21 protein-coding genes are annotated in these 22,742 nt (G+C 74.6%); 5 read left to right on the top strand and 16 right to left on the bottom strand.

The window, feature by feature from the left end:
• Positions 1-50: 50 nt before the first annotated feature.
• The 5 genes from AC3EVP_RS14220 to AC3EVP_RS14200 all read right to left on the bottom strand — a co-directional run bounded on the left by AC3EVP_RS14220 (position 51) and on the right by AC3EVP_RS14200 (position 6,666).
• A complete protein-coding gene (locus AC3EVP_RS14220) occupies positions 51-2,177 on the bottom strand; it encodes a 3-hydroxyacyl-CoA dehydrogenase NAD-binding domain-containing protein (RefSeq protein ID WP_435129996.1) in 2,127 nt (708 codons plus the stop codon).
• Positions 2,174-3,394: a thiolase family protein gene (locus AC3EVP_RS14215; RefSeq protein ID WP_435129994.1), complete on the bottom strand. Its 1,221-nt coding sequence runs from the start codon at positions 3,392-3,394 to the stop codon at positions 2,174-2,176. Before AC3EVP_RS14215 ends, AC3EVP_RS14220 begins: the two co-directional genes overlap by 4 nt.
• A 317-nt stretch (positions 3,395-3,711) precedes the next feature.
• Positions 3,712-5,004: an HRDC domain-containing protein gene (locus tag AC3EVP_RS14210; RefSeq protein ID WP_435129991.1), complete on the bottom strand. Its 1,293-nt coding sequence runs from the start codon at positions 5,002-5,004 to the stop codon at positions 3,712-3,714.
• 185 nt (positions 5,005-5,189) lie between these two features.
• Positions 5,190-5,855 carry a response regulator transcription factor gene (locus AC3EVP_RS14205; protein WP_202236784.1) on the bottom strand — a complete coding sequence of 222 codons (666 nt, stop codon included), beginning with the start codon at positions 5,853-5,855 and terminating at the stop codon, positions 5,190-5,192.
• A gap of 187 nt (positions 5,856-6,042) precedes the next feature.
• Positions 6,043-6,666: a DUF3000 domain-containing protein gene (locus tag AC3EVP_RS14200; protein WP_335983474.1), complete on the bottom strand. Its 624-nt coding sequence runs from the start codon at positions 6,664-6,666 to the stop codon at positions 6,043-6,045.
• 160 nt (positions 6,667-6,826) lie between these two features.
• Between AC3EVP_RS14200 and hemE the strand changes: the two genes are divergently transcribed.
• The 3 genes from hemE to hemQ all read left to right on the top strand — a co-directional run bounded on the left by hemE (position 6,827) and on the right by hemQ (position 10,152).
• Positions 6,827-7,873, top strand: coding sequence for a uroporphyrinogen decarboxylase (hemE, locus tag AC3EVP_RS14195; protein WP_435129986.1), 1,047 nt, complete (start codon positions 6,827-6,829; stop codon positions 7,871-7,873).
• A 73-nt stretch (positions 7,874-7,946) separates the two neighbouring features.
• Positions 7,947-9,374: a protoporphyrinogen oxidase gene (gene hemG / locus AC3EVP_RS14190; RefSeq protein ID WP_435129983.1), complete on the top strand. Its 1,428-nt coding sequence runs from the start codon at positions 7,947-7,949 to the stop codon at positions 9,372-9,374.
• Positions 9,375-9,378: 4 nt separating this feature from the next.
• Positions 9,379-10,152, top strand: coding sequence for a hydrogen peroxide-dependent heme synthase (hemQ, locus tag AC3EVP_RS14185; protein WP_335983480.1), 774 nt, complete (start codon positions 9,379-9,381; stop codon positions 10,150-10,152).
• A gap of 128 nt (positions 10,153-10,280) precedes the next feature.
• Here the strand turns inward: hemQ and AC3EVP_RS14180 are convergent, their stop codons facing one another.
• The 6 genes from AC3EVP_RS14180 to AC3EVP_RS14155 all read right to left on the bottom strand — a co-directional run bounded on the left by AC3EVP_RS14180 (position 10,281) and on the right by AC3EVP_RS14155 (position 15,366).
• Positions 10,281-10,988, bottom strand: coding sequence for a peptidyl-tRNA hydrolase (locus AC3EVP_RS14180; protein WP_435129980.1), 708 nt, complete (start codon positions 10,986-10,988; stop codon positions 10,281-10,283).
• Positions 10,985-11,947 (bottom strand): carbohydrate kinase family protein, encoded by a 963-nt coding sequence (locus tag AC3EVP_RS14175; RefSeq protein WP_435129977.1) that lies wholly within the window; start codon positions 11,945-11,947, stop codon positions 10,985-10,987. Before AC3EVP_RS14175 ends, AC3EVP_RS14180 begins: the two co-directional genes overlap by 4 nt.
• Positions 11,948-12,008: 61 nt before the next feature.
• Positions 12,009-12,431 (bottom strand): peptide-methionine (R)-S-oxide reductase MsrB, encoded by a 423-nt coding sequence (msrB, locus tag AC3EVP_RS14170; RefSeq protein ID WP_335983485.1) that lies wholly within the window; start codon positions 12,429-12,431, stop codon positions 12,009-12,011.
• A 32-nt stretch (positions 12,432-12,463) separates the two neighbouring features.
• Positions 12,464-13,867, bottom strand: a complete 1,404-nt coding sequence (gene murC, locus AC3EVP_RS14165; protein ID WP_435129973.1) for a UDP-N-acetylmuramate--L-alanine ligase — start codon at positions 13,865-13,867, stop codon at positions 12,464-12,466.
• Between the two features lie 91 nt (positions 13,868-13,958).
• A complete protein-coding gene (locus tag AC3EVP_RS14160; protein ID WP_335983489.1) occupies positions 13,959-14,426 on the bottom strand; it encodes an indole-3-glycerol phosphate synthase in 468 nt (155 codons plus the stop codon).
• Between the two features lie 130 nt (positions 14,427-14,556).
• Positions 14,557-15,366: a pyrimidine reductase family protein gene (locus AC3EVP_RS14155; protein ID WP_435129970.1), complete on the bottom strand. Its 810-nt coding sequence runs from the start codon at positions 15,364-15,366 to the stop codon at positions 14,557-14,559.
• 161 nt (positions 15,367-15,527) lie between these two features.
• Between AC3EVP_RS14155 and zapE the strand changes: the two genes are divergently transcribed.
• Positions 15,528-16,595, top strand: coding sequence for a cell division protein ZapE (gene zapE, locus AC3EVP_RS14150; protein ID WP_435129967.1), 1,068 nt, complete (start codon positions 15,528-15,530; stop codon positions 16,593-16,595).
• 86 nt (positions 16,596-16,681) lie between these two features.
• Positions 16,682-17,530 carry a polyphosphate kinase 2 family protein gene (locus AC3EVP_RS14145; protein ID WP_335983496.1) on the top strand — a complete coding sequence of 283 codons (849 nt, stop codon included), beginning with the start codon at positions 16,682-16,684 and terminating at the stop codon, positions 17,528-17,530.
• Positions 17,531-17,566: 36 nt separating this feature from the next.
• On the opposite strand, the gene AC3EVP_RS14140 is transcribed toward AC3EVP_RS14145, so the two are convergent.
• The 5 genes from AC3EVP_RS14140 to AC3EVP_RS14120 form a co-directional block, all read right to left on the bottom strand.
• A complete protein-coding gene (locus AC3EVP_RS14140; RefSeq protein WP_435129964.1) occupies positions 17,567-17,749 on the bottom strand; it encodes a hypothetical protein in 183 nt (60 codons plus the stop codon).
• Positions 17,746-19,500, bottom strand: a complete 1,755-nt coding sequence (gene treZ, locus AC3EVP_RS14135) for a malto-oligosyltrehalose trehalohydrolase (RefSeq protein ID WP_435129961.1) — start codon at positions 19,498-19,500, stop codon at positions 17,746-17,748. The genes AC3EVP_RS14140 and treZ overlap by 4 nt, the downstream gene beginning before the upstream one ends.
• Positions 19,501-19,607: 107 nt before the next feature.
• Entirely contained in the window at positions 19,608-20,519 is a 912-nt protein-coding gene (locus tag AC3EVP_RS14130) for a GNAT family N-acetyltransferase (protein WP_435129958.1), read from the bottom strand.
• Between the two features lie 270 nt (positions 20,520-20,789).
• Positions 20,790-21,668 carry an alpha/beta fold hydrolase gene (locus AC3EVP_RS14125; RefSeq protein WP_435129955.1) on the bottom strand — a complete coding sequence of 293 codons (879 nt, stop codon included), beginning with the start codon at positions 21,666-21,668 and terminating at the stop codon, positions 20,790-20,792.
• Between the two features lie 159 nt (positions 21,669-21,827).
• On the bottom strand, positions 21,828-22,670 hold the full coding sequence (locus AC3EVP_RS14120; RefSeq protein ID WP_435129952.1) for an SDR family oxidoreductase: 843 nt from the start codon (positions 22,668-22,670) through the stop codon (positions 21,828-21,830).
• Between the last annotated feature and the right edge of the window lie 72 nt (positions 22,671-22,742).

Below are 22,742 nucleotides of genomic sequence, written 5' to 3'. Positions count from 1 at the left end.
GTCGCCACCCTGGACGGGTGGCGACCGGGCACGGTCGTCATGGGGGTCTGTCAGGCCGGGACGCTCGCCACGCCCGGCGCCAGGAACGGCGAGCCGTTCACCCGCTCCGAGACGCCCTCGCGGTCCAGGTAGGGGGTGATCCCGCCGAGGTGGAAGGGCCAGCCGGCCCCGGTGATCAGGCACAGGTCGATGTCCTGCGCCTCGGCCACCACACCGTCGGCGAGCATCAGGCCGATCTCCTGCGCCACCGCGTCCAGCACCCGGGCGCGCACCTGCTCCTCGGTCAGGACGGTGTCGCCCTGCTGGAGCAGCGCCGCGACCTCCGGGTCCAGCTCCGGCGCACCGGAGTCGTAGACGTAGAAGCCGCGCTTGCCGGCCTTCACCACGGCCGCCAGGTTCGGCGAGACGGTGAAGCGGTCCGGGAAGGCGCCGTGCAGCGTCTCGGAGACGTGCAGGCCGATCGCCGGGCCGACCAGCTCCAGCAGCACCAGCGGCGACATCGGCAGCCCGAGCGGCTCGACCGCCTTCTCGGCGACGTCGATCGGCGTGCCCTCGTCGATGACGTTCTGGATCTCGCCCATGAAGCGGGTCAGGATGCGGTTGACCACGAACGCGGGCGCGTCCTTGACCAGCACCGCGGTCTTCTTCAGCTGCTTCGCCACCGCGAACGCGGTCGCCAGCGACGGGTCGTCGGTGGCCTCGGCGCGGACGATCTCCAGCAGCGGCAGCACCGCGACCGGGTTGAAGAAGTGGAAGCCGACCACCCGCTCGGGGTGCGCCAGCTTCGCGGCCATCTCCGAGACCGACAGCGAGGAGGTGTTGGTCGCCAGGATCGCGTCCGGCCGGACCACCGCCTCCAGTTCGGCGAAGACCTGCTGCTTGACGCCCATCTCCTCGAAGACGGCCTCGATCACGAAGTCCGCGTCGCCGAACGCCGCCGCCTTGTCCAGGTGGCCGGTGACCAGGCCCTTGAGCCGGTTCGCCTGGTCCTGGCCGATCCGCCCCTTGCCCAGCAGCTTGTCGACCTCGCCGTGGACGTAGCCCACGCCCTTGTCGATCCGCGCCTGGTCGATGTCGGTCAGCACCACCGGCACCTGGAGGCGGCGCGCGAAGAGCAGTGCCAGCTGGGAGGCCATCAGGCCCGCGCCGACCACGCCGACCTTGTTCACCGGGCGGGCCAGCGACTTGTCGGGGGCGCCGACCGGGCGCTTGCCGCGCTTCTGCACCAGGTTGAACGCGTAGATGCCCGACCGCAGTTCGCCGCCCATGATCAGGTCGGCGAGCGCGGCGTCCTCCGCCTCGAAGCCCTTGCGCAGGTCACCGGTCCTGGCGGCCGCGATGATGTCCAGCGCCCGGTAGGCGGCCGGGGCGGCGCCGTGCACCTTGCCGTCCGCGACGAACCGGCCCCGCGCCACCGCCTGGTCCCAGGCCTCGCCGCGGTCCACCTCGGCGCGGGTCACCTCGATCTCGCCCTTGAGCACGGCAGCGGTCCAGGCCAGCGACTGCTCCAGGAAGTCCGCCGCCTCGAACAGCGCGTCGGCGATGCCCAGTTCGTACACCTGGGCGCCCCCCAGCTGGCGGTTCTGGTTGAGCGAGTTCTCGATGATGACGGTCACCGCGCGGTCGGCGCCGATCAGGTTCGGCAGCAGCGTGCAGCCGCCCCAGCCGGGCACCAGGCCGAGGAAGACCTCGGGCAGCGAGAACGCCGGCACCGACGCGGAGACCGTGCGGTAGGAGCAGTGCAGGCCGATCTCGACGCCGCCGCCCATCGCGGCGCCGTTGTAGTACGCGAACGTCGGTACCGCCAGCGACTGGAACCGCTTGAGCACGTCGTGGCCGCCGCGCCCGATGGCGAGCGCGTCCTCGTGCCGGGTCAGCAGCTCCACGCCCTTGAGGTCCGCGCCGACCGCGAAGATGAACGGTTTTCCGGTGACCCCGACGCCGACGATCTCGCCGGCCGCGGCCTCCTTCTCGACCTGGTCCAGGGCCGCGTCGATGTTCGCCAGCGACTGCGGGCCGAGCGTGGTCGGCTTGGTGTGGTCGAAGCCGTTGTCGAGGGTGATCAGCGCGAACCGGCCGGCGCCGGGCAGGTCCAGGTGCCGTACCTGCGCCTGCGTGACGACCTCGCCGGGGAACAGCTCGGCCGCACCCTTCAGCAGCTCTGCGGTGGAACTCACTTGCCGCTCCCGTCGAAGTTCGGGTTCTCCCAGATGACCGTGCCGCCCATGCCGAAGCCGACGCACATGGTGGTGATGCCGTACCGCACGTGCGGCTGCTCCTCGAACTGCCGGGCGAGCTGGTTCATCAGCCGCACCCCGGAGGAGGCCAGCGGGTGGCCGAAGGCGATGGCGCCGCCGTACTGGTTGACCCGCGGGTCGTCGTCGGCGATGCCGTAGTGGTCCAGCAGGGACAGCACCTGCACGGCGAACGCCTCGTTCACCTCGAACAGGCCGATGTCCCCGATGCCCAGGCCCGCCTTGGCGAGCGCCTTCTCGGTGGCCGGGATCGGGCCGATGCCCATCACCTCGGGCTCCACGCCGGCGAAGGCGTACGACACCAGGCGCATCTTCACCGGCAGGTCCAGCTCGCGGGCCACGTCCTCGGCGGCGAGCAGCGAGGCGGTGGCGCCGTCGTTGAGCCCCGCGGCGTTGCCCGCGGTGACCCGGCCGTGCGGCCGGAAGGGCGTCTTCAGCCCGGCCAGCCGCTCCAGCGTGGTGTCCGGGCGCATCGGCTCGTCGGCGGTGGCCAGGCCCCAGCCGGTCTCGCCGACCTCCGGGTCGGTGCGGCGGATCGCGATCGGCACCAGGTCCTGCTGGATCTTCCCGTTCGCGTACGCCTTCGCGGCCTTCTCCTGGCTGCGCAGCGCGTACTCGTCCGCGCGCTGCCGGGTCAGCCGCGGGAAGCGGTCGTGCAGGTTCTCGGCGGTCATGCCCATGAACATCGCGGACTCGTCGACCAGCTTTTCGGAGACGAACCGCGGGTTGGGGTCCACACCCTCGCCCATCGGGTGCCGGCCCATGTGCTCCACGCCGCCGGCCACCACCACGTCGTACGCGCCGAAGGCGATGCCGCCGGCGGTGGTGGTCACCGCGGTCATCGCGCCCGCGCACATGCGGTCGATGGAGAAGCCGGGCACGGTGGTGGGCAGTCCGGCGAGGATGCCCGCGGTGCGGCCCAGGGTCAGGCCCTGGTCGCCGATCTGCGTGGTGGCCGCGACGGCGACCTCGTCGACCTTGGCCGGGTCGAGCGAGGGGTTGCGGCGCAGCAGCTCGCGGATGGACTTGATCACCAGGTCGTCGGCGCGGGTCTCGTGGTAGATGCCCTTCGGGCCCGCCTTGCCGAACGGGGTGCGGACGCCGTCGACGAAGACGACCTCCCTCGCGGTACGAGGCACGATGCGACCTTTCTTTTTTTTCTTTGTGTTCGGCTCGCCGCCGGGCGCTTCGACCCGGTGTCGACGGTCGTCGCTCCCGCGCTCGTTCCTCGCTTGTCGCTCCTCCACTTTCGACACCGGCGCGCCCTTTGGCTCGCTCACCGGCGAGCCCGGGCGAATGGTGACCGTGCGGGTGGGCGCACTCCGAGGAGTGGACGCGTCTGACACCGTCCATGCTACTCATCGGTAACCGGTGTGCATACTCTTACCCCGGGCTGCGGCGTAGGTCACACCGAAGGGCCGCCCGGGGGAGGACGGCCCTTTGACGTTACTTGGGGTTACTCCGTGGTCGGAGGGGTGGTCGGAGGGGTGCTCGGCGGCGTGACCGGGGCGGCCGGGGGCTGGGTGGTGAGGGCCTTGGTCAGCAGGGGAGTGTTGAGGGCGACCTGCCAGGGGCGGGCGCCGAGCGCGGTCAGGGCGGCCGCGACGTTCTCCGGGGTGATCTCGGCCGGCGGGGTCCAGCAGACCCGGCGGACGGTGTCGGGGGTGACGAGGTTCTCCTGCGGGAGGTTGAGCTCCTCGGCCAGCGCCGAGACGGCCGCGCGGGCCGCGGACAGCCGGGCGGCGGCGACCGGGTCCTTGTCCGCCCAGGCGCGCGGCGGGGGCGGCCCGGTGTAGGCGGCCGTGGGCTGCGGGAGTTCGCGCTCCGGCAGGGCCCGGGCCCGGTCGACGGCCGCCTGCCACTGCTCCAGCTGCCGCCGGCCCATGCGGTGGCCGAAGCCGGGCAGCGCGGCGAGCGCGTGGACGTTCGGCGGCACCTCCAGGGCGGCGGCGACGATGGCCGCGTCGGTGAGCACCCGGCCCGGCGAGACGTCCCGCTCCCGGGCCGTGCGGTCGCGGGCCTCCCACAGCTCGCGGACGATGCCGATCTGCCGCCGGCGGCGCACCTTGTGCATGCCCGAGGTACGGCGCCAGGGGTCCACCCGGGGCGCCGGCGGCGGGGCGGCGGCGATCGCGGCGAACTCCTGGAGCGCCCAGTCCAGCTTGCCCTGGCCGCGCAGCTCCTCCTCCAGCGCGTCGCGCAGGTCGACCAGCAGCTCCACGTCGAGCGCCGCGTACCGCAGCCAGGGCTCCGGCAGCGGCCGGGTGGACCAGTCGACGGCGGAGTGGCCCTTCTCCAGGGTGAAGCCCAGCACGTTCTCCACCATGGCGCCCAGGCCGACCCGGGCGAACCCGGCCAGCCGTCCGGCCAGTTCGGTGTCGAAGAGCGTGGTCGGCCGCATGCCCAGCTCGTACAGGCAGGGCAGGTCCTGGGTGGCGGCGTGCAGCACCCACTCGGTGCCGGCCAGCACCTCGCCCAAGGCGGACAGGTCGGGACACCCGACCGGGTCGATCAGCGCGGTCCCTGCCCCGGTGCGGCGCAGCTGGACCAGGTAGGCCCGCTGCCCGTAGCGGTAGCCGGAGGCGCGCTCGGCGTCGATGGCGACCGGACCGGTGCCCGCGGCGAAGGCCGCGACGACTTCCGCGAGGGCCTCCGGGCTGGCGGTCACCGGCGGGATTCCCTCGCGCGGGTCCAGCAGCGGGACCGGCGCCGATGGTTCCTGGATTGCGGTCTCTTTGGCGTCGGTCACCTGTCAAGGGTAGCCGGGGTGGGCCGCGGTGGTGGATCTACGTCGCGGCCCGGCTGCCGATCGGTGCCTGTCATGGCCGCGGACGGGGTGCCGGGCGGTGCCGCGGCGGCGCGCGGACCCGGTCCCGCGGCGGTCGGCGGCGCCGCGGCGGAACGTTCCGCCCGGGGCCGCCGACCGGCGCCGGCTCAGTGGATGATGCCGGTGCGCAGCGCCACCGCGACCATGCCGGCCCGGTCGCCGGTGCCCAGCTTGCGGGCGATCCGGGCCAGGTGGCTCTTCACGGTGAGCGCCGACAGGCCCATGGACACGCCGATCGCCTTGTTGGACTGGCCCTCCGCGACCAGTCGCAGCACCTCGACCTCGCGGCCGGACAGCTCGCGGTAGCCGCCCGGGTGGCCGGGCACGCCCGGCGGGCGGCGCTGCATCCGGGCCGCGGTGGCGCCCAGCGGAGCCAGGCCGGGGCGGCCGGCCAGCGCGCCGGCGGTGTTGCGGGTGCCGGTGACGACATAGCCCTTCACGCCGCCGGCCAGGGCGTTGCGCACCGCGCCGATGTCGTCGGCGGCCGACAGCGCCAGGCCGTTCGGCCAGCCGGCCGCGCGGGTCTCGGCGAGCAGGGTCAGGCCGGAGCCGTCGGGCAGGTGGACCTCGGCGACGCAGATGTCGCGCGGGTTGCCGACCCGGGGGCGGGCTTCGGCGATGGAGGAAGCCTCGATCACGTCCCGGACTCCGAGTGCCCACAGGTGTCGGGTGACAGTGGAGCGAACCCGGGGGTCGGCCACGACGACCATGGCCGTCGGCTTGCTGGGACGGTAGGCGACCAGGCTCGTGGGCTGCTCGAGAAGAACGGACACCGGGCCTCCTGTGCAAAGGGGACTGAAACGGTCACAGTCTCCTTCGGCAGCAATTGCTCCCGGCTTTAGGGAAAGATCACGATTTGTTGGAGAACAATTCCGGGCGAATCGGATGACCGGGCGAAGGCGTGCCGACGACGGGCCCGACGAGGGCCGCGCCGGGGCGCGGGGCGGGTCCGGCGGACCGTCAGGTGCGGCGCTTCGGCAGCGGCACCACGCCGCTGACCGGCCGTCCGGGCAGGTCCGGGCCGTCGGACGGCGGCAGGCCCGCACACGCGCACAGCAGGTCGCACCAGGCCACCAGGTGCGCCGCCGTGTCCGGCCCCGCCTCCGGCCGCTCGTACGGCGTCCAGGACGCGCGGATCTCGATCTGCGTGTCGTCCCGGCGGTCGGCCAGAGCGCCGAAGTAGTGCGAGGACGCCCGCGACACGGTGCCGCTCGGCTCGTGGTAGCCCGCGCCGCGGGTGGCCAGCGCGCCGGTCAGCCACGACCAGCTCACCTCCGGCAGCAGCGGGTCGCCGGCCATCTCCGGCTCCAGCTCGGCCCGCGCCAGGGTGACCACCCGGAACTCGCCGTGCCAGGCGTCGTGGCCGTCCGGCTCGTGCAGCAGCACCAGCCGGCCGTCGGCCAGCTCCTCCCCGTCGGCGAGCACCGTCGCCTCCAGCGCGAACGCGTACGAGGCGAGCCGGCGCGGCGCCGGCACCTCCTCGATCCGCACCTCGGAGCGGAGCCGGGCGGTCCGCAGACCGTCCACCGCGCGCCGGAAGGAGAAGGGAGCCTCGTCCGGCGAGTGCCCGTGAACCGCAGCCATGCCCGGAAGACTAGGCCGCCGCCCACCCGCACGCCCGCATCAACACCCCTTGTGTCACGGCGTGCTGTCGCCCGGGCGCACTTTCGCCCGGTGCCGGGGGCGGCCGCGGGGCCCGGGGCACCATGGCCAGGCGGCGCCCCGGGCGTGGGAGGATTCGGGGGTGAGTGCGCACCATCTGACCGCTGCTTCCCCGTTCATCCGCGCCTGCCGGCACGAGCCGGTGCCGCACACCCCCGTGTGGTTCATGCGCCAGGCCGGGCGGTCGCTGCCCGAGTACCTGAAGGCGCGCGAGGGCATCCCGATGCTGGAGTCCTGCACCCGGCCCGAGCTGGTCGCCGAGATCACCCTCCAGCCGGTGCGGCGGCACCGCGTGGACGCGGCGGTCTACTACAGCGACATCGTGGTGCCGCTCAAGGCGATCGGCGTCGACCTGGACATCAAGCCCGGGGTCGGCCCGGTGGTCGGCACCCCGGTCCGCACCCGCGCCGACCTCGGCGTGCTGCGCGACCTGGAGCCCGACGACGTCTCCTACGTCACCGAGGCGGTCGGCCTGCTCACCGCGGAACTCGGCGCCACCCCGCTGATCGGCTTCGCCGGGGCGCCCTTCACCCTCGCCAGCTACCTCGTGGAGGGCGGGCCCTCCCGCAACCACGAGCGCACCAAGGCGATGATGTACGGCGAGCCCGAGCTGTGGCGCGACCTGCTCGACCGGCTCGCCGACATCACCATCTCCTTCCTCAAGGTCCAGATCGAGGCCGGCGCCAGCGCGGTGCAGCTCTTCGACTCCTGGGTCGGCGCCCTCGCCCCCGCCGACTACCGGCGCTACGTCATGCCCGCCTCCACCAAGGTCTTCGACGCCGTCGCCGGGTACGGCGTGCCCCGCATCCACTTCGGGGTCGGCACCGGCGAACTGCTCGGGCTCTTCGGCGAGGCCGGGGCGGACGTCGTCGGCGTCGACTGGCGGGTGCCCCTGGACGAGGCGGCCCGCCGGGTCGGGCCCGGCAAGGCACTCCAGGGCAACCTGGACCCCTCCGTCCTGTTCGCGCCGACCTCCGCGGTCGAGGAGAAGGCCGCGGAGGTCCTCGCCGCCGCACACGCCGCCGGCACCGGCCACGTCTTCAACCTCGGCCACGGCGTGCTGCCGGCCACCGACCCCGACGCGCTCACCCGCCTCGTGGAGTACGTCCACACCGCCACCGCGCACTGACCGCCGCCCGCGACCGGCGCCACCACCCACCCCGGCGGGACAGGGCACCCCTGGCACCTGGGAGAGTGGGGGGATGAGCGGGACGCGGGACAAGCAGGTGGTGGTGGTCGGCGGCGGGATCTCCGGGCTGACCGCGGCGCTGGAGCTGGCGAAGGGCGGGGCGCGGGTCACCCTGCTGGAAGCCGCGCAGCGCCTCGGCGGGAAGCTGCACGCGGACGAGATCGCGGGTGCGCCGGTGGACCTGGGGGCGGAGTCGCTCCTGGCCAGGCGGCCGGAGGCGGTCGAGCTGGCGCGTGAGGTGGGGCTCGGGGACGACCTCCAGCCGCCCGCCGTGGGCGGCGCGGCGCTGTGGACGCGCGGCCGGCTGCGGGCGCTGCCCAAGGGCCATGTGATGGGCGTGCCCGGCGACCTGGCGCCGCTGGCCGCCTCCGGGGTGCTGTCGACGGCGGGACTGGCCCGCCTCCCGCTGGACCATGTGCTGCCCCGCACGGAGATCGGCGAGGACACGGCGGTGGGCACCTTCGTGGCGGCGCGGCTGGGCCACGAGGTGGTGGACCGGCTGGTGGAGCCGCTGCTCGGCGGTGTCTACGCGGGCGACTCGTACCAGATCTCGCTGCGCGCCGCGGTGCCGCAGCTCTTCGCCGCCGCCCGCGACCACCGCTCGCTGATCGAGGCGGCCCGCGGCATCCAGCGCAAGGCCGCCGCGGGCAGCGGCGGCGGCCCGGTCTTCAACGGCATCCGCGGCGGGATCGGCCGGCTGCCGCTCGCGGTGGCGGACGCCTGCCGCGCCGCCGGGGTGCGGATCGAGACCGGCACCGCCGTACGGGAGCTGCGGCGCACCGGCCCGCACGGCTGGCGGGTCGGCCTCGCCGGCCGTGAGCTGACCGCCGACGCGGTGGTCGTCGCGGCGCCCGCGCCGGCCGCCGCCGCGCTGCTGGCGGCGGAGGCGCCGGTGGCCGCCGCCGAGCTGTCCGCGGTGGAGTACGCGAGCATGGCGCTGGTCACCATGGCCTTCCGCCGCCGGGACGCGCTCCAACTCCCGCTCAGCAGCGGCTTCCTGGTGCCGCCGGTGGACGGCCGGACGATCAAGGCGGCCACCTTCTCCAGCCGCAAGTGGGGCTGGCTCGACAAGGCCGGCGACGACGTGTTCGTGCTGCGCACCTCCGTCGGGCGGCACGGCGAGACCGCGGACCTGGCCTGGGACGACACCGACCTGGTGCGGCTGTCCCGGGACGACCTGGGGGAGGCGGTCGGCCTGCGGGCCGCGCCGGTCGCCGCCCGGGTCACCCGCTGGGACGGCGGGCTGCCGCAGTACGCCGTCGGGCACCTGGACCGGATGCGGCGGGTGCGGGAGGACACCGCGAAGCTGCCGGGCCTGGCGCTGTGCGGCGCGGTGTACGACGGCGTCGGCATCCCCGCCTGCGTCGCCGGCGGCCGCCGGGCCGCCGCCGCGATCCTGGCCACCCTGGTGCCGAACGGCGCGGGCGGCGCGGGAGAATAGCCGTATGACCGACTCGACCGCCGACCGCGCCCCCCTCGACTCCGCCGCTGCCGCCGACTCCGCCGACTCCGCGCACGCCCGGCCCGCCAACGCGGGCAAGAAGGCCAAGGACCTCAACGAGGTCATCCGCTACACGCTCTGGTCGGTCTTCCGGCTCAAGGACGTGCTGCCGGCCGACCGCACCGGGTACGCGGACGAGGTGGAGGAGCTGTTCGCGCAGCTCGCCGCGAAGGACGTCACCGTGCGCGGCACGTACGACCTGTCCGGCCTGCGCGCCGACGCCGATCTGATGATCTGGTGGCACGCGGAGACCGCGGAGGCGCTCCAGGACGCCTACAACCTCTTCCGCCGTACGAGGTTCGGGCGCACGCTCGCCCCGGTGTGGTCCAACATGGCGCTGCACCGGCCCGCCGAGTTCAACAAGTCGCACGTCCCGGCGTTCCTCGCCGACGAGGAGGCCCGCGCGTACATCAGCGTGTACCCCTTCGTCCGCTCCTACGACTGGTACCTGCTGCCCGACGAGGACCGCCGCAGGATGCTCGCCGACCACGGCAAGATGGCGCGCGGCTACCCGGACGTGCGGGCCAACACCGTGGCGTCCTTCTCGCTCGGCGACTACGAGTGGATTCTCGCGTTCGAGGCGGACGAGCTGCACCGGATCGTGGACCTCATGCGGCACCTGCGCGGTTCCGAGGCGCGGCTGCACGTCCGGGAAGAGGTTCCCTTCTACACCGGCCGCCGCCGCCCCGTCGCCGAACTCATCGCCGGGCTCGCCTGACAGGACCCTCCGGGGTGCCTCGTGCCGCAGTTGCGGGACCTTGCGGTCCGTGGTGGCTTGTCGCGCAGTTCCCCGCGCCCCTGTTTTCCGCTCGGGTCTCCCCGCGGCAAGCACACGGCGAGCCGCGATTACGCCCGCTGGCGTCGAAGGAAGGGATGATCCGCGATGACCGTGGCGGAGTCGGGGGCGACCTCGGTGAAGCCGGCGTCGCGGACCAGGGGCAGCCCGGAGTCGGCGAGGGTCTTCCACTGCGCCGGGGCGGCCATGCGGACGGCGAGCGGGAACCCCGCCTGCCGCCACGCGCGGCGCTCCTCGGCGGACAGGGCCCACCAGGCGAGTTGGGCGCCGTGGCCGGCCTGGGCCATCGCCTTGCCCGCGGACATCGTGAGGTCCGGTGCCATCCACAGCACCGGTTCGGCCGGGTCCGCGGGCGCGGGCGGCTCGGGGTCGTCGAGCTCGGTGCCGGAGACCTGGAGCCGGGCGAGGTCCTTCGGCCAGCCGTCGAGCGGGATCGGCGGGAAGACCCGGACCTCGGCGTGCTCGCCGGTGACGGTGATGCCCGGCAGTGCCTCCGCCCGGTGCCACTCGGCGCGGCGGGCGCGCCGTACGACCTTGCGGATGCGCGCGTCCTGCCAGGCGGTGACCGCCTGCGTCCACACGCCGTCCTCGGCCGTCGCCCGCTCGTCGGACAGCAGCGTCAGCACGGCGCGGGCCGCGGTCTGGAGGGCGTCGGTGCGGGCCGGGGGCGCGTCGCGCTCGATCCGGACCACCAGGGGCAGGACGTACTGGGGCGCGGCGTCACGGTCGTCGGCCTCGTGCGGGAAAGGGCTGCTCACTTCGCCAGTCTGCCACCGGCTCGCAGGGCCGCGGCCAGTTCGGCGGCGGTGATCTGCACCTCGTGGGTGCCATGGTGCCCGCAGGCGAACGCGCCCGAGACGGCGCCGGCCCGCGCGCACTGGTCGAGGTCGCCGCCGTCGAACAGGGTGTGCAGGAAGGCGGTGACATAGGCGTCGCCCGCGCCGTTGCTGTCCACCACCGGCCGCTCGGGCCGCACTGCGGGGAAGTGCCGTACCAGGTCGGGCCGTTCCCGCTGGAGGACGTACGACCCGTCGGCGCCGTCGGTGGCCACCGCGAGCCGGGCCCGGCCGCGGGCGACGATGTCCCGCAGCACGTCGGGGGCCCGCTCCTTGACGGTCGCGGCGCTCATGAAGACGTAGTCGGCGCCGTACGCCCACGGGTGGGCCGACGGGTCGGCGCCGTCCCAGACGTGGATGTCGGTCGAGACCGGCACCCCGCGCTGCCGGCACACCTCGAACAGCTCGCGGTTGACGTGGGAGCGGGAGAGGTGGACGTGGTCGGCGCGGTCCAGGTGGGGGCCGCAGAAGGCGAGCGGCATCAGCAGGTCGGCGGGGTGGCGGCCGTCGAAGAAGGAGAACCTGCGGCCCTCCCGGTCGACGAGGTTGACGCTGCGCGGGGTGCCCTCGGGCGCGGGCAGGTGGTCGAAGTCCAGGCCCACCGAGGCGTACCGGTCGAGGATCAGCCGGCCGGGCACGTCGTCGCCGAGGAAGTCGACGAACTTGGTGCGGCGGCCCAGGGCGTGGAAGCCCAGGGCAACGCCGTTGCCGGTGTGGGCGACATAGTCGCGGACCGGCGGCACCGACACCGAGTCGCTGCCGGGGATCTTCAGTTCGTCGACCCGGACGATGGTGTCGACGCCGCAGCCGCCGACCACCAGCACCTCGTACCGCTCGTCGGCGTCCGCCCGGCTGCTGCCGGCTCCGCTGCGCTCCGCCACGGCCCATCCCCCCGGTTCGGTGTGTGGGCGATCACCTTACCGGGGGCCTGACGGGACGCGGTCAGCTGCTCGCGGGGGCCAGCCGCAGCGAGACCGAGTTGATGCAGTACCGCTGGTCGGTGGGTGTGGGGTACCCCTCGCCCTCGAAGACGTGGCCGAGGTGCGAGCCGCAGGTGGCGCAGCGCACCTCCACCCGCACCATGCCCAGCGACCGGTCCTCGATCAGCTCGACCGCGTCGGTGGCGGCCGGGTCGTAGAAGGACGGCCAGCCGCAGTGCGACTCGAACTTCGTGTCCGACCGGAACAGCTCCGCGCCGCAGGCCCGGCAGGAGTAGACGCCCTCGGTCTTGGTGTCGGTGTACTCACCGGTGAACGGGCGCTCGGTGCCGGCCTGGCGCAGCACCGCGTACTCCTGTGGGGACAGCTCGGCGCGCCACTGCTCCTCGGTCTTGTCGACCGGGTAGTTGCGTGCGTCCTGCGACATGCGAACCTCCTCAGACGGGCCTTCGACCGGGCTCAGTCGGCGAGCCGGGCGAGGATCAGGGGGCCGAGCTCCGTCACGTCACCCGCCCCCATGGTGAGAACGAGGTCACCGGGCTTCGCCATTCCCGCCACCCGCTCCACCGCCGCGTCCGCGCCGTGCACCGCGGTGACGTCGGCGCCGGCGGCCTCGGCCGCCGACACGATCAGCTCGCTGGTGATCCCGGGCAGCGGGTCCTCGCGGGCGGGGTAGATGTCCAGCACCAGCGAGGCGTCCGCCAGCGCGAGCGCGCCGCCCATCTCGGTGCCCAGCTCCCTGGTCCGGCTGAACAGGTGCGGCTGGAAGACCACCAGCACCCGGCCGCCGTCGGTGGCCTGGCGGATCGCGGTCAGGTCGGCGGCCATCTCCGTCGGGTGGTGGGCGTAGGAGTCGATCACCTGGACGCCGGCCGCCTCGCCCTTGAGCTGGAGCCGGCGCTTGACGCCGGTGTACTTCGCCAGCGCGGAGGCCAGGTTGCGGGCCGGGGCGCCGGCGGCGATGCCCGCGGCGAGGGCCGCGACCGCGTTGTGCGCGTAGTGACTGCCGGGCACCGACACCGTGAAGGTGAGCATGCGGCCGTCGAGCAGCACGCTGACCTCGCTGGTCAGGCCGCGCGGGTTGATCCGGGTGATCTGCACGTCGGCGCCCTCGGCCTCGCCGACGGTGACGATGTTCAGGCCGCCGAGGTCCCGGACCCGGCTGGTGAGCTCGACCGCGCCGGGCTGGTCGGCGGAGACCACCAGGGTGCCGCCGGGCCGCACCCTGCCGACGAACTCCTCGAAGGACTCGTAGACCTCCTCCAGGGAGGCGTAGTTGGCGTGGTGGTCCAGTTCCACGTTGAGCACCACCGCGACCTGCGGGGCGTAGCGGTGGAAGCTGCGGTCGGACTCGTCGGCCTCGGCGACGAAGATCTCCCCGCCGCCGTGGTGCGCGTTGGACCCCGGCGCGTCCAGGTCGCCGCCGATCGCGTAGGACGGGTCCAGGCCCAGCGCGGTCAGCGCCACCGCGAGCATCGAGGTGGTGGTGGTCTTGCCGTGGGTGCCCGCCACCGCGATCGGGGTGGTGCCGGCCATCAGCGCGGCCAGCGCGTCGCTGCGGTGCACCACCGGCAGCCCTCGTTCCCGGGCCGCGGCCAGCTCCGGGTTCTGCGCCCGGATCGCGCTGGAGACCACGACCGCCGACGCGTCCGGCGCCAGGTGCGCCGCGTCGTGGCCGAGGTGCACGGTGGCGCCGAGCGCGCGCAGCGCCTGCGCGGTCTCGGAGTCCTTCGCGTCGCTGCCGGCCACCCGCGCCCCGCGCTGGGCGAGGATCTTCGCGATCCCCGACATCCCGGCGCCGCCGATGCCGATGAAGTGCGGTCGGTCCAGGTCGGGGGGTACGGGCGGGCCGGACGGGCTCATGCGCGGGTCTCCAGGGTGGATCGTGGGTGTGCCGGAGCCCCGATCGTGGCACATGTGCGACGCGGTTTTCTCGACGGGCGCACCGGCCGGCTCAGTCGTGCTGCGCGAAGAGCTTCAGCACGGGCACGCCCACCTTGTGCCGGGCCCGGGAGGTCCAGTCGCGGTGGAAGAACTCCTCCACGAAGTGCGGCGCGGTCAGCACCACCACCTCGTCGGCCCCGGACTGCTCCACCACGGCCTTGAGCTTGTCCAGCGGGTGGCTCTGCACCACCTCGCCCTCGGCCGGGGCGCCGGTGGCCCGCAGCGCCTCCAGGGAGTGCGCGAGGGCGAGTTCGGCGGGCTGGTAGGCGGCCTGGCCCTCCGGGATCTCGTTCTCCCGGGCGGCGTCGTCGAGGTAGCCGAGCGCCACGTCGTCCACGGCACGCAGCAGGCGGTCCTGGTCGCCGCGCGGCTGCATGAGCACGACGAAGGAGACCTGCTCGTCGCCGTGGAGCGTGGTGACCAGCTCCACATCGGCCGAGGCGAGCGGCTTCTCGATCATGAGTACGGTCGTGAACACGGGACGCGTCCTTCTCTCTCGCGAGCGAGGCCCCGATCTTCGCCGGGCACCGGTTCCATTGTCCCCACGCCACGCGAAGCGGAACGATCGAATCCGCTTTTTTCGGCCGCAGGTCCCCCGGGAGAGTGCCTTATGCCGTGACCTGCGCCTCCGCCGGCTTGACGCCGAGTTGTTCGAGCCGGCGCCGTTCGACGTACCGGGTGAACAGGAAGCCGTCCTCCTCCAGGACCGACACCGGCGCGAAGCGGGTCGGGGTGCCCTGGCCGGGCCCGTCCATGATCCGCGGCGCGCCGCCGCCGACGGTCAGCGGCGCCAGCGTCAGGCACAGCTCGTCCACCACCCCGGCCGCCGTGAACTGCGCCAGCACCCGCGGGCCGCCCTCGTGCAGCAGCCGGGTCAGGCCCAGCGCGGCCAGCTCCCGCACCGCGCGCACCGGGTCCACCCCGGCGCCCTCGCCCGCGGTCACCACCCGCGCCCCCGCCGCCTGCGCGGCCGCCAGCGCCTTCGGGTCGGCGCCGGTGCCGGTGAGCAACAGCGTCGGGGTGAGCGCGGCGGTGAACAGCGGCGCCGAGAAGTCCAGGTCCAGCCGGCGGCTGAGCACGGCGATGGCCGGGGCGGGGGTCTGGCCGTCGGCCGCGCGGCGCTCGGCGAACGAGGGGCGGGCCTTGCCCGGGCGGTACCCCTCCTGCCGGACGGTCTCGGCGCCGACCACGACCACGTCGGCCAGCGCCCGCAGGGTGCCGAAGATCCGCATGTCGGCGGTGGAGGACAGCGGCGCCGAGGCGCCGTCGTGGGTCGCGGCGCCGTCGAGCGAGGCGACCATGTTCGCCCGGAGGTAGGGGCCCGCCTCCCGCGGCGGGTACGCGTAGGCGTCGGCCAGGTCCACCGCGGGCGCGGCGGCCGGCCCCGGCAGGGGGGGCGGGGGGAACAGTTGCTGCATTTCCGCAGTCTCCCACCAGGCCGGGCAGGGCGCCCCCTGCCCCTTGGGCGCCCTGCCACCGACCCCCCCCCGCAGTGCCCCGCGGCACCCCCGCGGCACCCCCGTGGTACGCCCCACCCACCCGCGGGGGGTGCGCCCGGCGGAGAGTAAGGTGGGATGCCGTGCAAGCAGATGTCGCCGCAGGAATAACCGCACCGGTCGTGCTCGCGGAGCGTGACCCGCGCGTCGACACCCAGCGGCTGCTCGCCGAGTTGGTGCCGCCGCCGCGGTTCGACGCGGTGCGCTTCTCCAGCTACGTCCCGGACCGGGACCAGCCCAGCCAGGCCCGCGCCGTGCGCGCCCTGGAGCAGTTCGCCGCCGGGCTCGGCACGCCCGCGGTCGGCACCGGCCGCCGCAGGTGGTTCCGCGGCAAGGCGCCCGAGCAGCCCCCGGCGCCCACCGGCGTCTACCTCGACGGCGGCTACGGCGTCGGCAAGACCCACCTGCTCGCCTCGCTGTGGCACGCCACCGACGCACCGCCCGCGCAGAAAGCGTTCGGCACCTTCGTGGAGCTGACCAACCTCGTGGGCGCGCTCGGCTTCCGCACGGCGGTCGACGCGCTCAGCTCCCACCGGCTGGTCTGCATCGACGAGTTCGAGCTGGACGACCCCGGGGACACGGTGCTGGTCTCCACCCTGCTGTCCCGGCTCGCCGCCGCCGGGGTGCGCCTGGCGGCCACGTCCAACACGCTGCCCGGCAGGCTCGGGGAGGGACGTTTCGCCGCCGCCGACTTCATGCGGGAGATCCAGGGCCTGTCCGCGCAGTTCACGTCCCTGCGGATCGACGGGGAGGACTACCGGCACCGCGGGCTGCCGCAGGCGCCGCAGCCCTACGGCGACGAGCAGGTCACCGCGGCAGCCGTCCGCACCCCCGGCGCCGCGCTCGACGACTTCGAGCCGCTCGCCGCGCACCTCGCGCAGGTGCATCCCAGCAGGTACGGCGCCCTCGTCGACGGGGTCGACGCGGTCTTCCTGCGCGGGGTGCGGCAGGTCACCGACCAGGCGGCCGCGCTGCGCCTGGTCGTCCTCGCCGACCGGCTCTACGACCGCGAGGTGCCCGTCATGGCCTCCGGGGTGCCCTTCGACCAGCTCTTCTCCCCGGAGATGCTCAGCGGCGGCTACCGCAAGAAGTACTTCCGCGCGGTGTCCCGCCTCACCTCCCTGGCCCGCGACTCCTCCCGCCTGGCCTGATCCCGCCCCGCCTGATCCCCCGCCCCGCCTGGTCCCCCGCGGCCCGGGCACGGGCGGACCCGGGGAGAACAGGGGAGGATCGGGGGATGGCGGAGAAGCTGAGTGCGAGGCTGCGGGTCGAGGCGCGCGGCGGCGCGGTGGACCTGGCGGCGTACGACCCGCGGGGGACGCCGGGCGGGCCGAAGGGCAAGGCGGCGGGGCTGGCCGGGATCCAGGAGATGCGCCCGAGGCTCGCGGAACTCCAGGAGCGGCTGTTCGCGCAGAGCGCGGTGGGCGGGGACCCGCGCCGGGTGCTGGTGGTCCTCCAGGGGATGGACACCTCGGGCAAGGGCGGCACCGTCAAGCACGTGGTGTCCGGGCTGAACCCGGCGGGCCTTCGGGTGCGGGCGTTCAAGGCGCCGACCGCACAGGAGCGGCGGCACGACTTCCTGTGGCGGGTGCGGCGGGCGCTGCCGCAGGCGGGGGAGATCGGGGTCTTCGACCGGTCGCACTACGAGGACGTGCTGATCGTCCGGGTCCACGACCTGGTGCCCCGCTCGGTGTGGAGCCGCCGCTACGCGGCCATCAACCGGTTCGAGCAGTCCCTCGCGGAGAGCGGGGTGAGCCTGCTGAAGGTGTTCTTGCACATCAGCCCCGAGGAGCAGCGCGCACGGCTGCTGGCGCGGCTCGAACGCCCGGACAAGCACTGGAAGTTCAGCCCGGACGACGTCTTTGAGCGGGAGCGCTGGCCGGCGTACCGGGAGGCGTACGAGGCGGTGCTCGCGCGGTGCTCGACCGAGGCCGCGCCCTGGTACGTGGTGCCGGCGGACCGCAAGTGGTACCGGAACTGGGCGGTCAGCCGACTGCTGCTGGAGCACCTGGAGCAGCTCCGCCCGGCCTACCCGCAGCCGGATCTCGACGTGGCGAAGTACCGCAGGCTGCTGCTCGCCACCTGAGCCGTCCCCGCATCTGCCGGAACCGGCTGAGCCGCCTCAGCCGGAGCAGGCGGTGCGCTGGGCCTCCTGCCAGGCGCAGACCGGGCAGAGGGTCGCGCCCTTGGTGCTGTTGGGGTACTCGGTGGGCTCCCCGCACAGCACGCAGTCGGCACGGGGCTCGGCGGCCGGTTCGGCGGCTGCCTCGGCCGTCTCTGCGGGGACCTGCGGGGAATCGCTCACGGCTCCACCGTAGCCTGCGCGGGTCCGGTGTCGTGGGCGCGCAGGACGGCCGCCCCGCGCGGGGGGAGCTGGACGGCAGGGCCGGGCAGGGTGCGGCAGGCGGGGCGGGCCAGCAGCACCTCGCAGGGCGTGTTGAGGGGGATGCGCGCGGGGGCGTCGGAGAAGTTCACCAGCACCCGGAAGGGGCCGCGGGCGATCCGCAGGGTGCGCCCGCCCGCGGTGGCCGTCACCGTGTCCAGTCGGGGCGAGGCCAGCTCGGGTTCGGCCCGCCGCAGGGCGATCAGGGCCCGGTACCACTCCAGCAGTTCGCGGTGCCCGGGCTGGCCGGCCTCGGCCCAGTCCAGGCAGGAGCGGTCGCGGGTGGCCGGGTCCTGCGGGTCGGGCACGTCCTCCTCGGCCCAGCCGTGCGCGGCGAACTCCCGCCGCCGCCCCCGGGTGATGGCCGCGGCCAGCTCCGGGTCGCCGTGGTCGGTGAAGAACTGCCAGGGCGTGGTGGCGCCCCACTCCTCGCCCATGAACAGCATCGGGGTGAACGGCGAGGTGAGCACCAGCGCGGCGGCGGTGCCGAGCTGCTCGGGGGTGAGCCGGTCGCCGGTGGCGCGGTTGCCGACCTGGTCGTGGGTCTGGGTGTAGCCGAGCAGGCGGTGCGCGGGCGCCGTCGCCGGGTCCAGCGGGCGGCCGTGGTGGCGGCCGCGGAAGGACGACCAGGTGCCGTCGTGGAAGAAGCCGTGGGTGAGGACCTTGGCGAGCGCGGCGGGGCCGGCGGCGGCGAAGTCGGCGTAGTAGCCCTGGGCCTCGCCGGTGACCGCGGTGTGCAGGGCGTGGTGGAAGTCGTCGTTCCACTGCGCGTGCAGCCCCAGGCCGCCGGCCTCGCGCGGCGCGGTGGTGCGCGGGTCGTTGAGGTCGGACTCGGCGATCAGGAACAGCGGGCGGCCCAGCGCCGCCGACAGCCCGTCCACGGCGGTGGACAGCTCCTCCAGGAAGTGCAGCGCGCGGGTGTCGACCAGCGCGTGCACCGCGTCCAGCCGCAGGCCGTCCAGCCGGTAGTCGCGCAGCCAGGCCAGCGCGCTGCCGATCAGGAAGTCCCGCACCTCGTCCGAGCCGGGCGCGTCGAGGTTGACCGCGTCGCCCCAGGGCGTGTGGTGCCGGTCGGTGAAGTACGGCCCGTACGGGGGCAGGTGGTTGCCCGACGGACCGAGGTGGTTGTGCACCACGTCCAGGACGACGCCCAGGCCGTGGCAGTGGGCCGCGTCGACAAAGCGCTTCATCGCCTCGGGGCCGCCGTACGGCTCGTGCACCGCCCACAGCGAGACGCCCTCGTAGCCCCAGCCGTTGGTGCCGGGGAACGGGCAGACCGGCATCAGCTCGACATGGGTGATGCCGAGCCTGGCCAGGTGGGGCAGCCGCTCGGCCGCGGCGTCGAAGGTGCCCTCGGGGGTGAAGGTGCCGACGTGCAGCTCGTAGAGCACCGCGCCCGGCAGGCCGCGGCCCGGCCACGGCGAACTCCATCGGAAGGCGCCGTGGTCGACCACCGCGCTGGGGCCGTCCGGCCCGTCGGGCTGGCGGCGGGCGCGCGGGTCGGGCAGCGGCGGCCCGCCGTCGAGCCGGTAGGCGTAGCGGGTGCCGGGCCCGGCCGGGGCGTCCACCCGCCACCAGCCGGCGCGCGCGGGGTCGGGCCCCATCCCGTACGGCTGCCCGTCGACCAGCGCCTCCACCTGGCGGGCGTTCGGCGCCCACACCTCGAACAGCACGCAACGGCTCCCGTCCGGCCCGGTCGTCCCGGCCCCGCGTCGTCGTCCGCCCGGCTCTGCCCGTCCGGCGGTCTTCCGGGCACATGCATGCCCGCCGGCGGTGGCGTCTAGACGAAATCCACCCGTTCCTGGGTGATCGGGTAGCCGGCGCGGGCGAAGGCGCGGGCCATCGGGAAGTTCGGCTGGTCGGTGGCCGCGGCGATCTCGGTCGCGCCGAGGTCCACCAGGTCCCGGCCGCACTCCGCCAGCAGGTCGTAGGCGTAGCCGTGGCCGCGCTGCTCGGGGACGACCGCGACGAAGCCGACGCAGTGCGTCCTGGTGTTGCGCGCCGGGACGTGCAGGCCGACGAGGTCGCCCTCGGGGGTGAAGGCGACCCGCCGCCAGTCGTCGGGGGAGGGCATCCAGGACAGGATGCCGAGCGTCTCGTCGAGCGCGGCGTCCAGGCCCTCCGCGTCGAGCTTGTGCCGGTCGTGGGCGTCGAGCGTGCCGGACATGGTCCGGGCCATCACCGCGCGGAAGGCGGCGTCGTCCGGTTCGGGCCGGTACACCAGCCGGCCGGTGCGGGCGGGCAGCGGCCGGTCGGCGGCGGTCCAGGTGTAGCGGTAGCGTTCCACGAGACGGTGCATCCCGGCGGCCTCCAGCGCCTCGGCGCGGGCGTCGTACGCGGCCCGCAGCGCGGGGTGCTCGCGCCAGCCGGGCGGCAGCAGCAGGCTGTGCTCGGCCCTCAGCCGTGCGGCCCGCAGCAGGGCGACCGCGGCCTCCTGCTCGCCGTCGGCGACGTCGAACCAGTCGAGCGCCACCGGCGCGGTGTCGTCGGGCTGCGCCCACCACGCGGCACGGGCCACCGGGGTGCCGTCGCGCAGCGCGACCCACGACCACTCCGGGCGGTACGGGCCGCCCGCGTCCAGCAGGGCGAAGTCCTCCCCGAGCAGGGCGCGGCCGAGCCGGTCCGCGACGGGGAGTGAGGTGAACAGGGCGGACTCGCCCGCGGTGAGCGGGCGGAGTACCAGATCAGACATGTGCGTCCTTCGGGAGTCAGCGGTGCGCTCCCGAAGAGGTCACGGACGTCCGGCGGACGGGCGGGAGCGCGGGTTGGTGGTCCTCGACATCGCTCTCGCCTCCTCTTCCTGGTCCTGGCCGGACGTGTCCGCGAAGCGTAGCCCGCCCGCGCCCGCGGCCGCCATCGCTTTTCCCGGCCGGGCCGGGCCGGCCGGCCCGGGGCCGCGCGAGGTCCCGTGACCCGCGGCCCCGGGCGGTGTCCCGGGGCCGGCGGATCGGCGGGTGGGGGATCAGCGGGCCATCAGCTCGCGCAGGGCGGCGGCCACCTCCGCGGGGGCCTGCTCCGCCATGAAGTGCCCCCAGCCGACGGTGGCGTGCACCAGGTCGTCCGCCCACGCGCGCCACAGTGCCCGGGCGTCGTAGCCGAGCGCGGCGCCCCAGTCCTGCTGGAGGACGGCGACCGGCATCCGCAGCCGGTTGCCCGCGTCGCGGTCGGCCTGGTCGTGGGTGACGTCGATGCCGGCCGAGGCGCGGTAGTCCGCGACGATCGACGGGACCGCGGCGCGGCAGGCGGCCAGGTACGCGGCGCGCACCTCGGCCGGGATCGCGGCGGGGTCGGCGGCCCAGGCGTCCAGGAAGTGCCCGAAGAACGCGTTTGGCGCGCCCCCGATCAACTGCTCGGGCAGGCCAGGCGGCTGCGCCATCAGGTACAGGTGGAAGCCGACCGCCGCCGAGGTGCCGTGCATCGCGGCCCACATGTCCAGCGTCGGCAGGACGTCCAGGCACGCCAGATGGGTGACCGCGTCCGGGTGGTCCAGCCCGGCCCGGAACGCGACCAGGGCGCCCCGGTCGTGCCCGGCCAGCGCGAACCGCTCGTGGCCCAGCGCCCGGGCGAGCGCCACGGTGTCGGCGGCCATGGCGCGCTTGGCGTACGCGGTCCCGTCGGGGTCGGCGGGCTTGTCGCTGGCGCCGTAGCCGCGCAGGTCCGGGCAGATGACGGTGTGGTCCGCGGCGAGGTCGGCGGCGACGTGCCGCCACATCAGGTGGGTCTGCGGGAAGCCGTGCAGCAGCACGACGGGACGGCCGGCGCCCCCGACCGCGACGTTCAGGGTGACCCCGTCGGCGACCTTCACGCGCCGCTGCTCGAAGTCCGGGATGCTCGGTGCCATGGTGCCCTGCTCTCAGTGCGTTCTGCGGGTGTGACACCTCGAGCCTCCCGCGCCCCGATCAGCAGCCGATCAGCAACCGGTCCGGCGGCAATCCGCCCCGCCCGCTCCCGCTCGCTCCCGCCCCGCCCGTCCCCGTCCCGCCCGGCCTCCGCGCCGCCGTCACCCGGCGGCGGCCCGCGCGAGCGCCCACTCCTCGTACTCCCACTCGGACGTCTCCCGCCGCATCCGGGCTGCCTCCTCCACGTCCTCGCCGACCAGGTGCCGCAGCCGGTCCGCGGGCTCCTCGGCCGCGGCGGCGACCGCCTCGGCCACCGCCTCCGGTGTCGCCACGCCGGCGGGGACGCCCTCCTGGTAGCGCGCCACGGCCTGCCGCACATAGCCGGCGTACGCGGGCGGCACGGGCACGGTGCGGGACGCCTCCTCGGTGTTCCGGACGAAACCGGTGCCCGGCACCAGGCCGGGTTCGACGAGCTTGACGGTGACGCCGCGCACGGCCAGCTCGTGGCGCAGGGACTCGGTGAAGCCCTCGACGGCGAACTTGGTCGCGGAGTACAGCGACATGAGCGGTTCGGGCGCGATGCCGGCGCCGGAGGACACGTTGACCACCCGGCCGCCGCCCTGCGCCGCGAAGTGCGGCAGCACCGCCCGGGTCACCCGCATCACGCCGAAGACGTTCGTCTCGAACAGGTCCCGCACGGCGGTCATCGGGGTGGCCTCGAAGACCGAGAGCAGCCCGGCGCCCGCGTTGTTGACCAGGCAGTCGATGCGGCCGAACCGCTCGGCGGCCCGTTCGACGGCGGCGCCCACCGATTCCTCGTCGCGTACGTCCATGGGCAGGAGCAGCAGGTTGCCGGCCGGGTCCGGGCGGTCCGCGGCGCCGGGGCGCCGTGCCGTGGCGGCCACGTTCCAGCCGCGGGCCAGGAACGCCGCCACCGTCGCCTTGCCGAGACCGGACGCGCCGCCGGTCACCAGAACCGTCCTGGGGTGATGTCGATCAGTCATGTCTCCAGGATGGAAAGCAGACGGCGGACTGTCTATCATCAATAGTCCGCCAATGATGAGCGATCGTCCGAG

The sequence above is a fragment of the Actinacidiphila sp. bgisy144 genome (genome assembly GCF_057708105.1).
Note: the sequence above shows the minus strand (reverse complement) of the source record. Positions and strands in the feature narration are given on the sequence as shown.

Excerpts from the sequence above, each read along its gene's own strand:
- AC3EVP_RS14200 (WP_335983474.1), bottom strand. The coding sequence starts at position 6,666 with ATGGCTGCGGTTCACGGGCACTCGCCGGACGAGGCTCCCTTCTCCTTC.
- hemG (WP_435129983.1), top strand. The coding sequence starts at position 7,947 with ATGAGCGGGACGCGGGACAAGCAGGTGGTGGTGGTCGGCGGCGGGATC.
- hemQ (WP_335983480.1), top strand. The coding sequence starts at position 9,379 with ATGACCGACTCGACCGCCGACCGCGCCCCCCTCGACTCCGCCGCTGCC.
- msrB (WP_335983485.1), bottom strand. The coding sequence starts at position 12,431 with ATGTCGCAGGACGCACGCAACTACCCGGTCGACAAGACCGAGGAGCAG.
- murC (WP_435129973.1), bottom strand. The coding sequence starts at position 13,867 with ATGAGCCCGTCCGGCCCGCCCGTACCCCCCGACCTGGACCGACCGCAC.
- AC3EVP_RS14155 (WP_435129970.1), bottom strand. The coding sequence starts at position 15,366 with ATGCAGCAACTGTTCCCCCCGCCCCCCCTGCCGGGGCCGGCCGCCGCG.
- AC3EVP_RS14145 (WP_335983496.1), top strand. The coding sequence starts at position 16,682 with ATGGCGGAGAAGCTGAGTGCGAGGCTGCGGGTCGAGGCGCGCGGCGGC.
- AC3EVP_RS14130 (WP_435129958.1), bottom strand. The coding sequence starts at position 20,519 with ATGTCTGATCTGGTACTCCGCCCGCTCACCGCGGGCGAGTCCGCCCTG.
- AC3EVP_RS14125 (WP_435129955.1), bottom strand. The coding sequence starts at position 21,668 with ATGGCACCGAGCATCCCGGACTTCGAGCAGCGGCGCGTGAAGGTCGCC.
- AC3EVP_RS14120 (WP_435129952.1), bottom strand. The coding sequence starts at position 22,670 with ATGACTGATCGACATCACCCCAGGACGGTTCTGGTGACCGGCGGCGCG.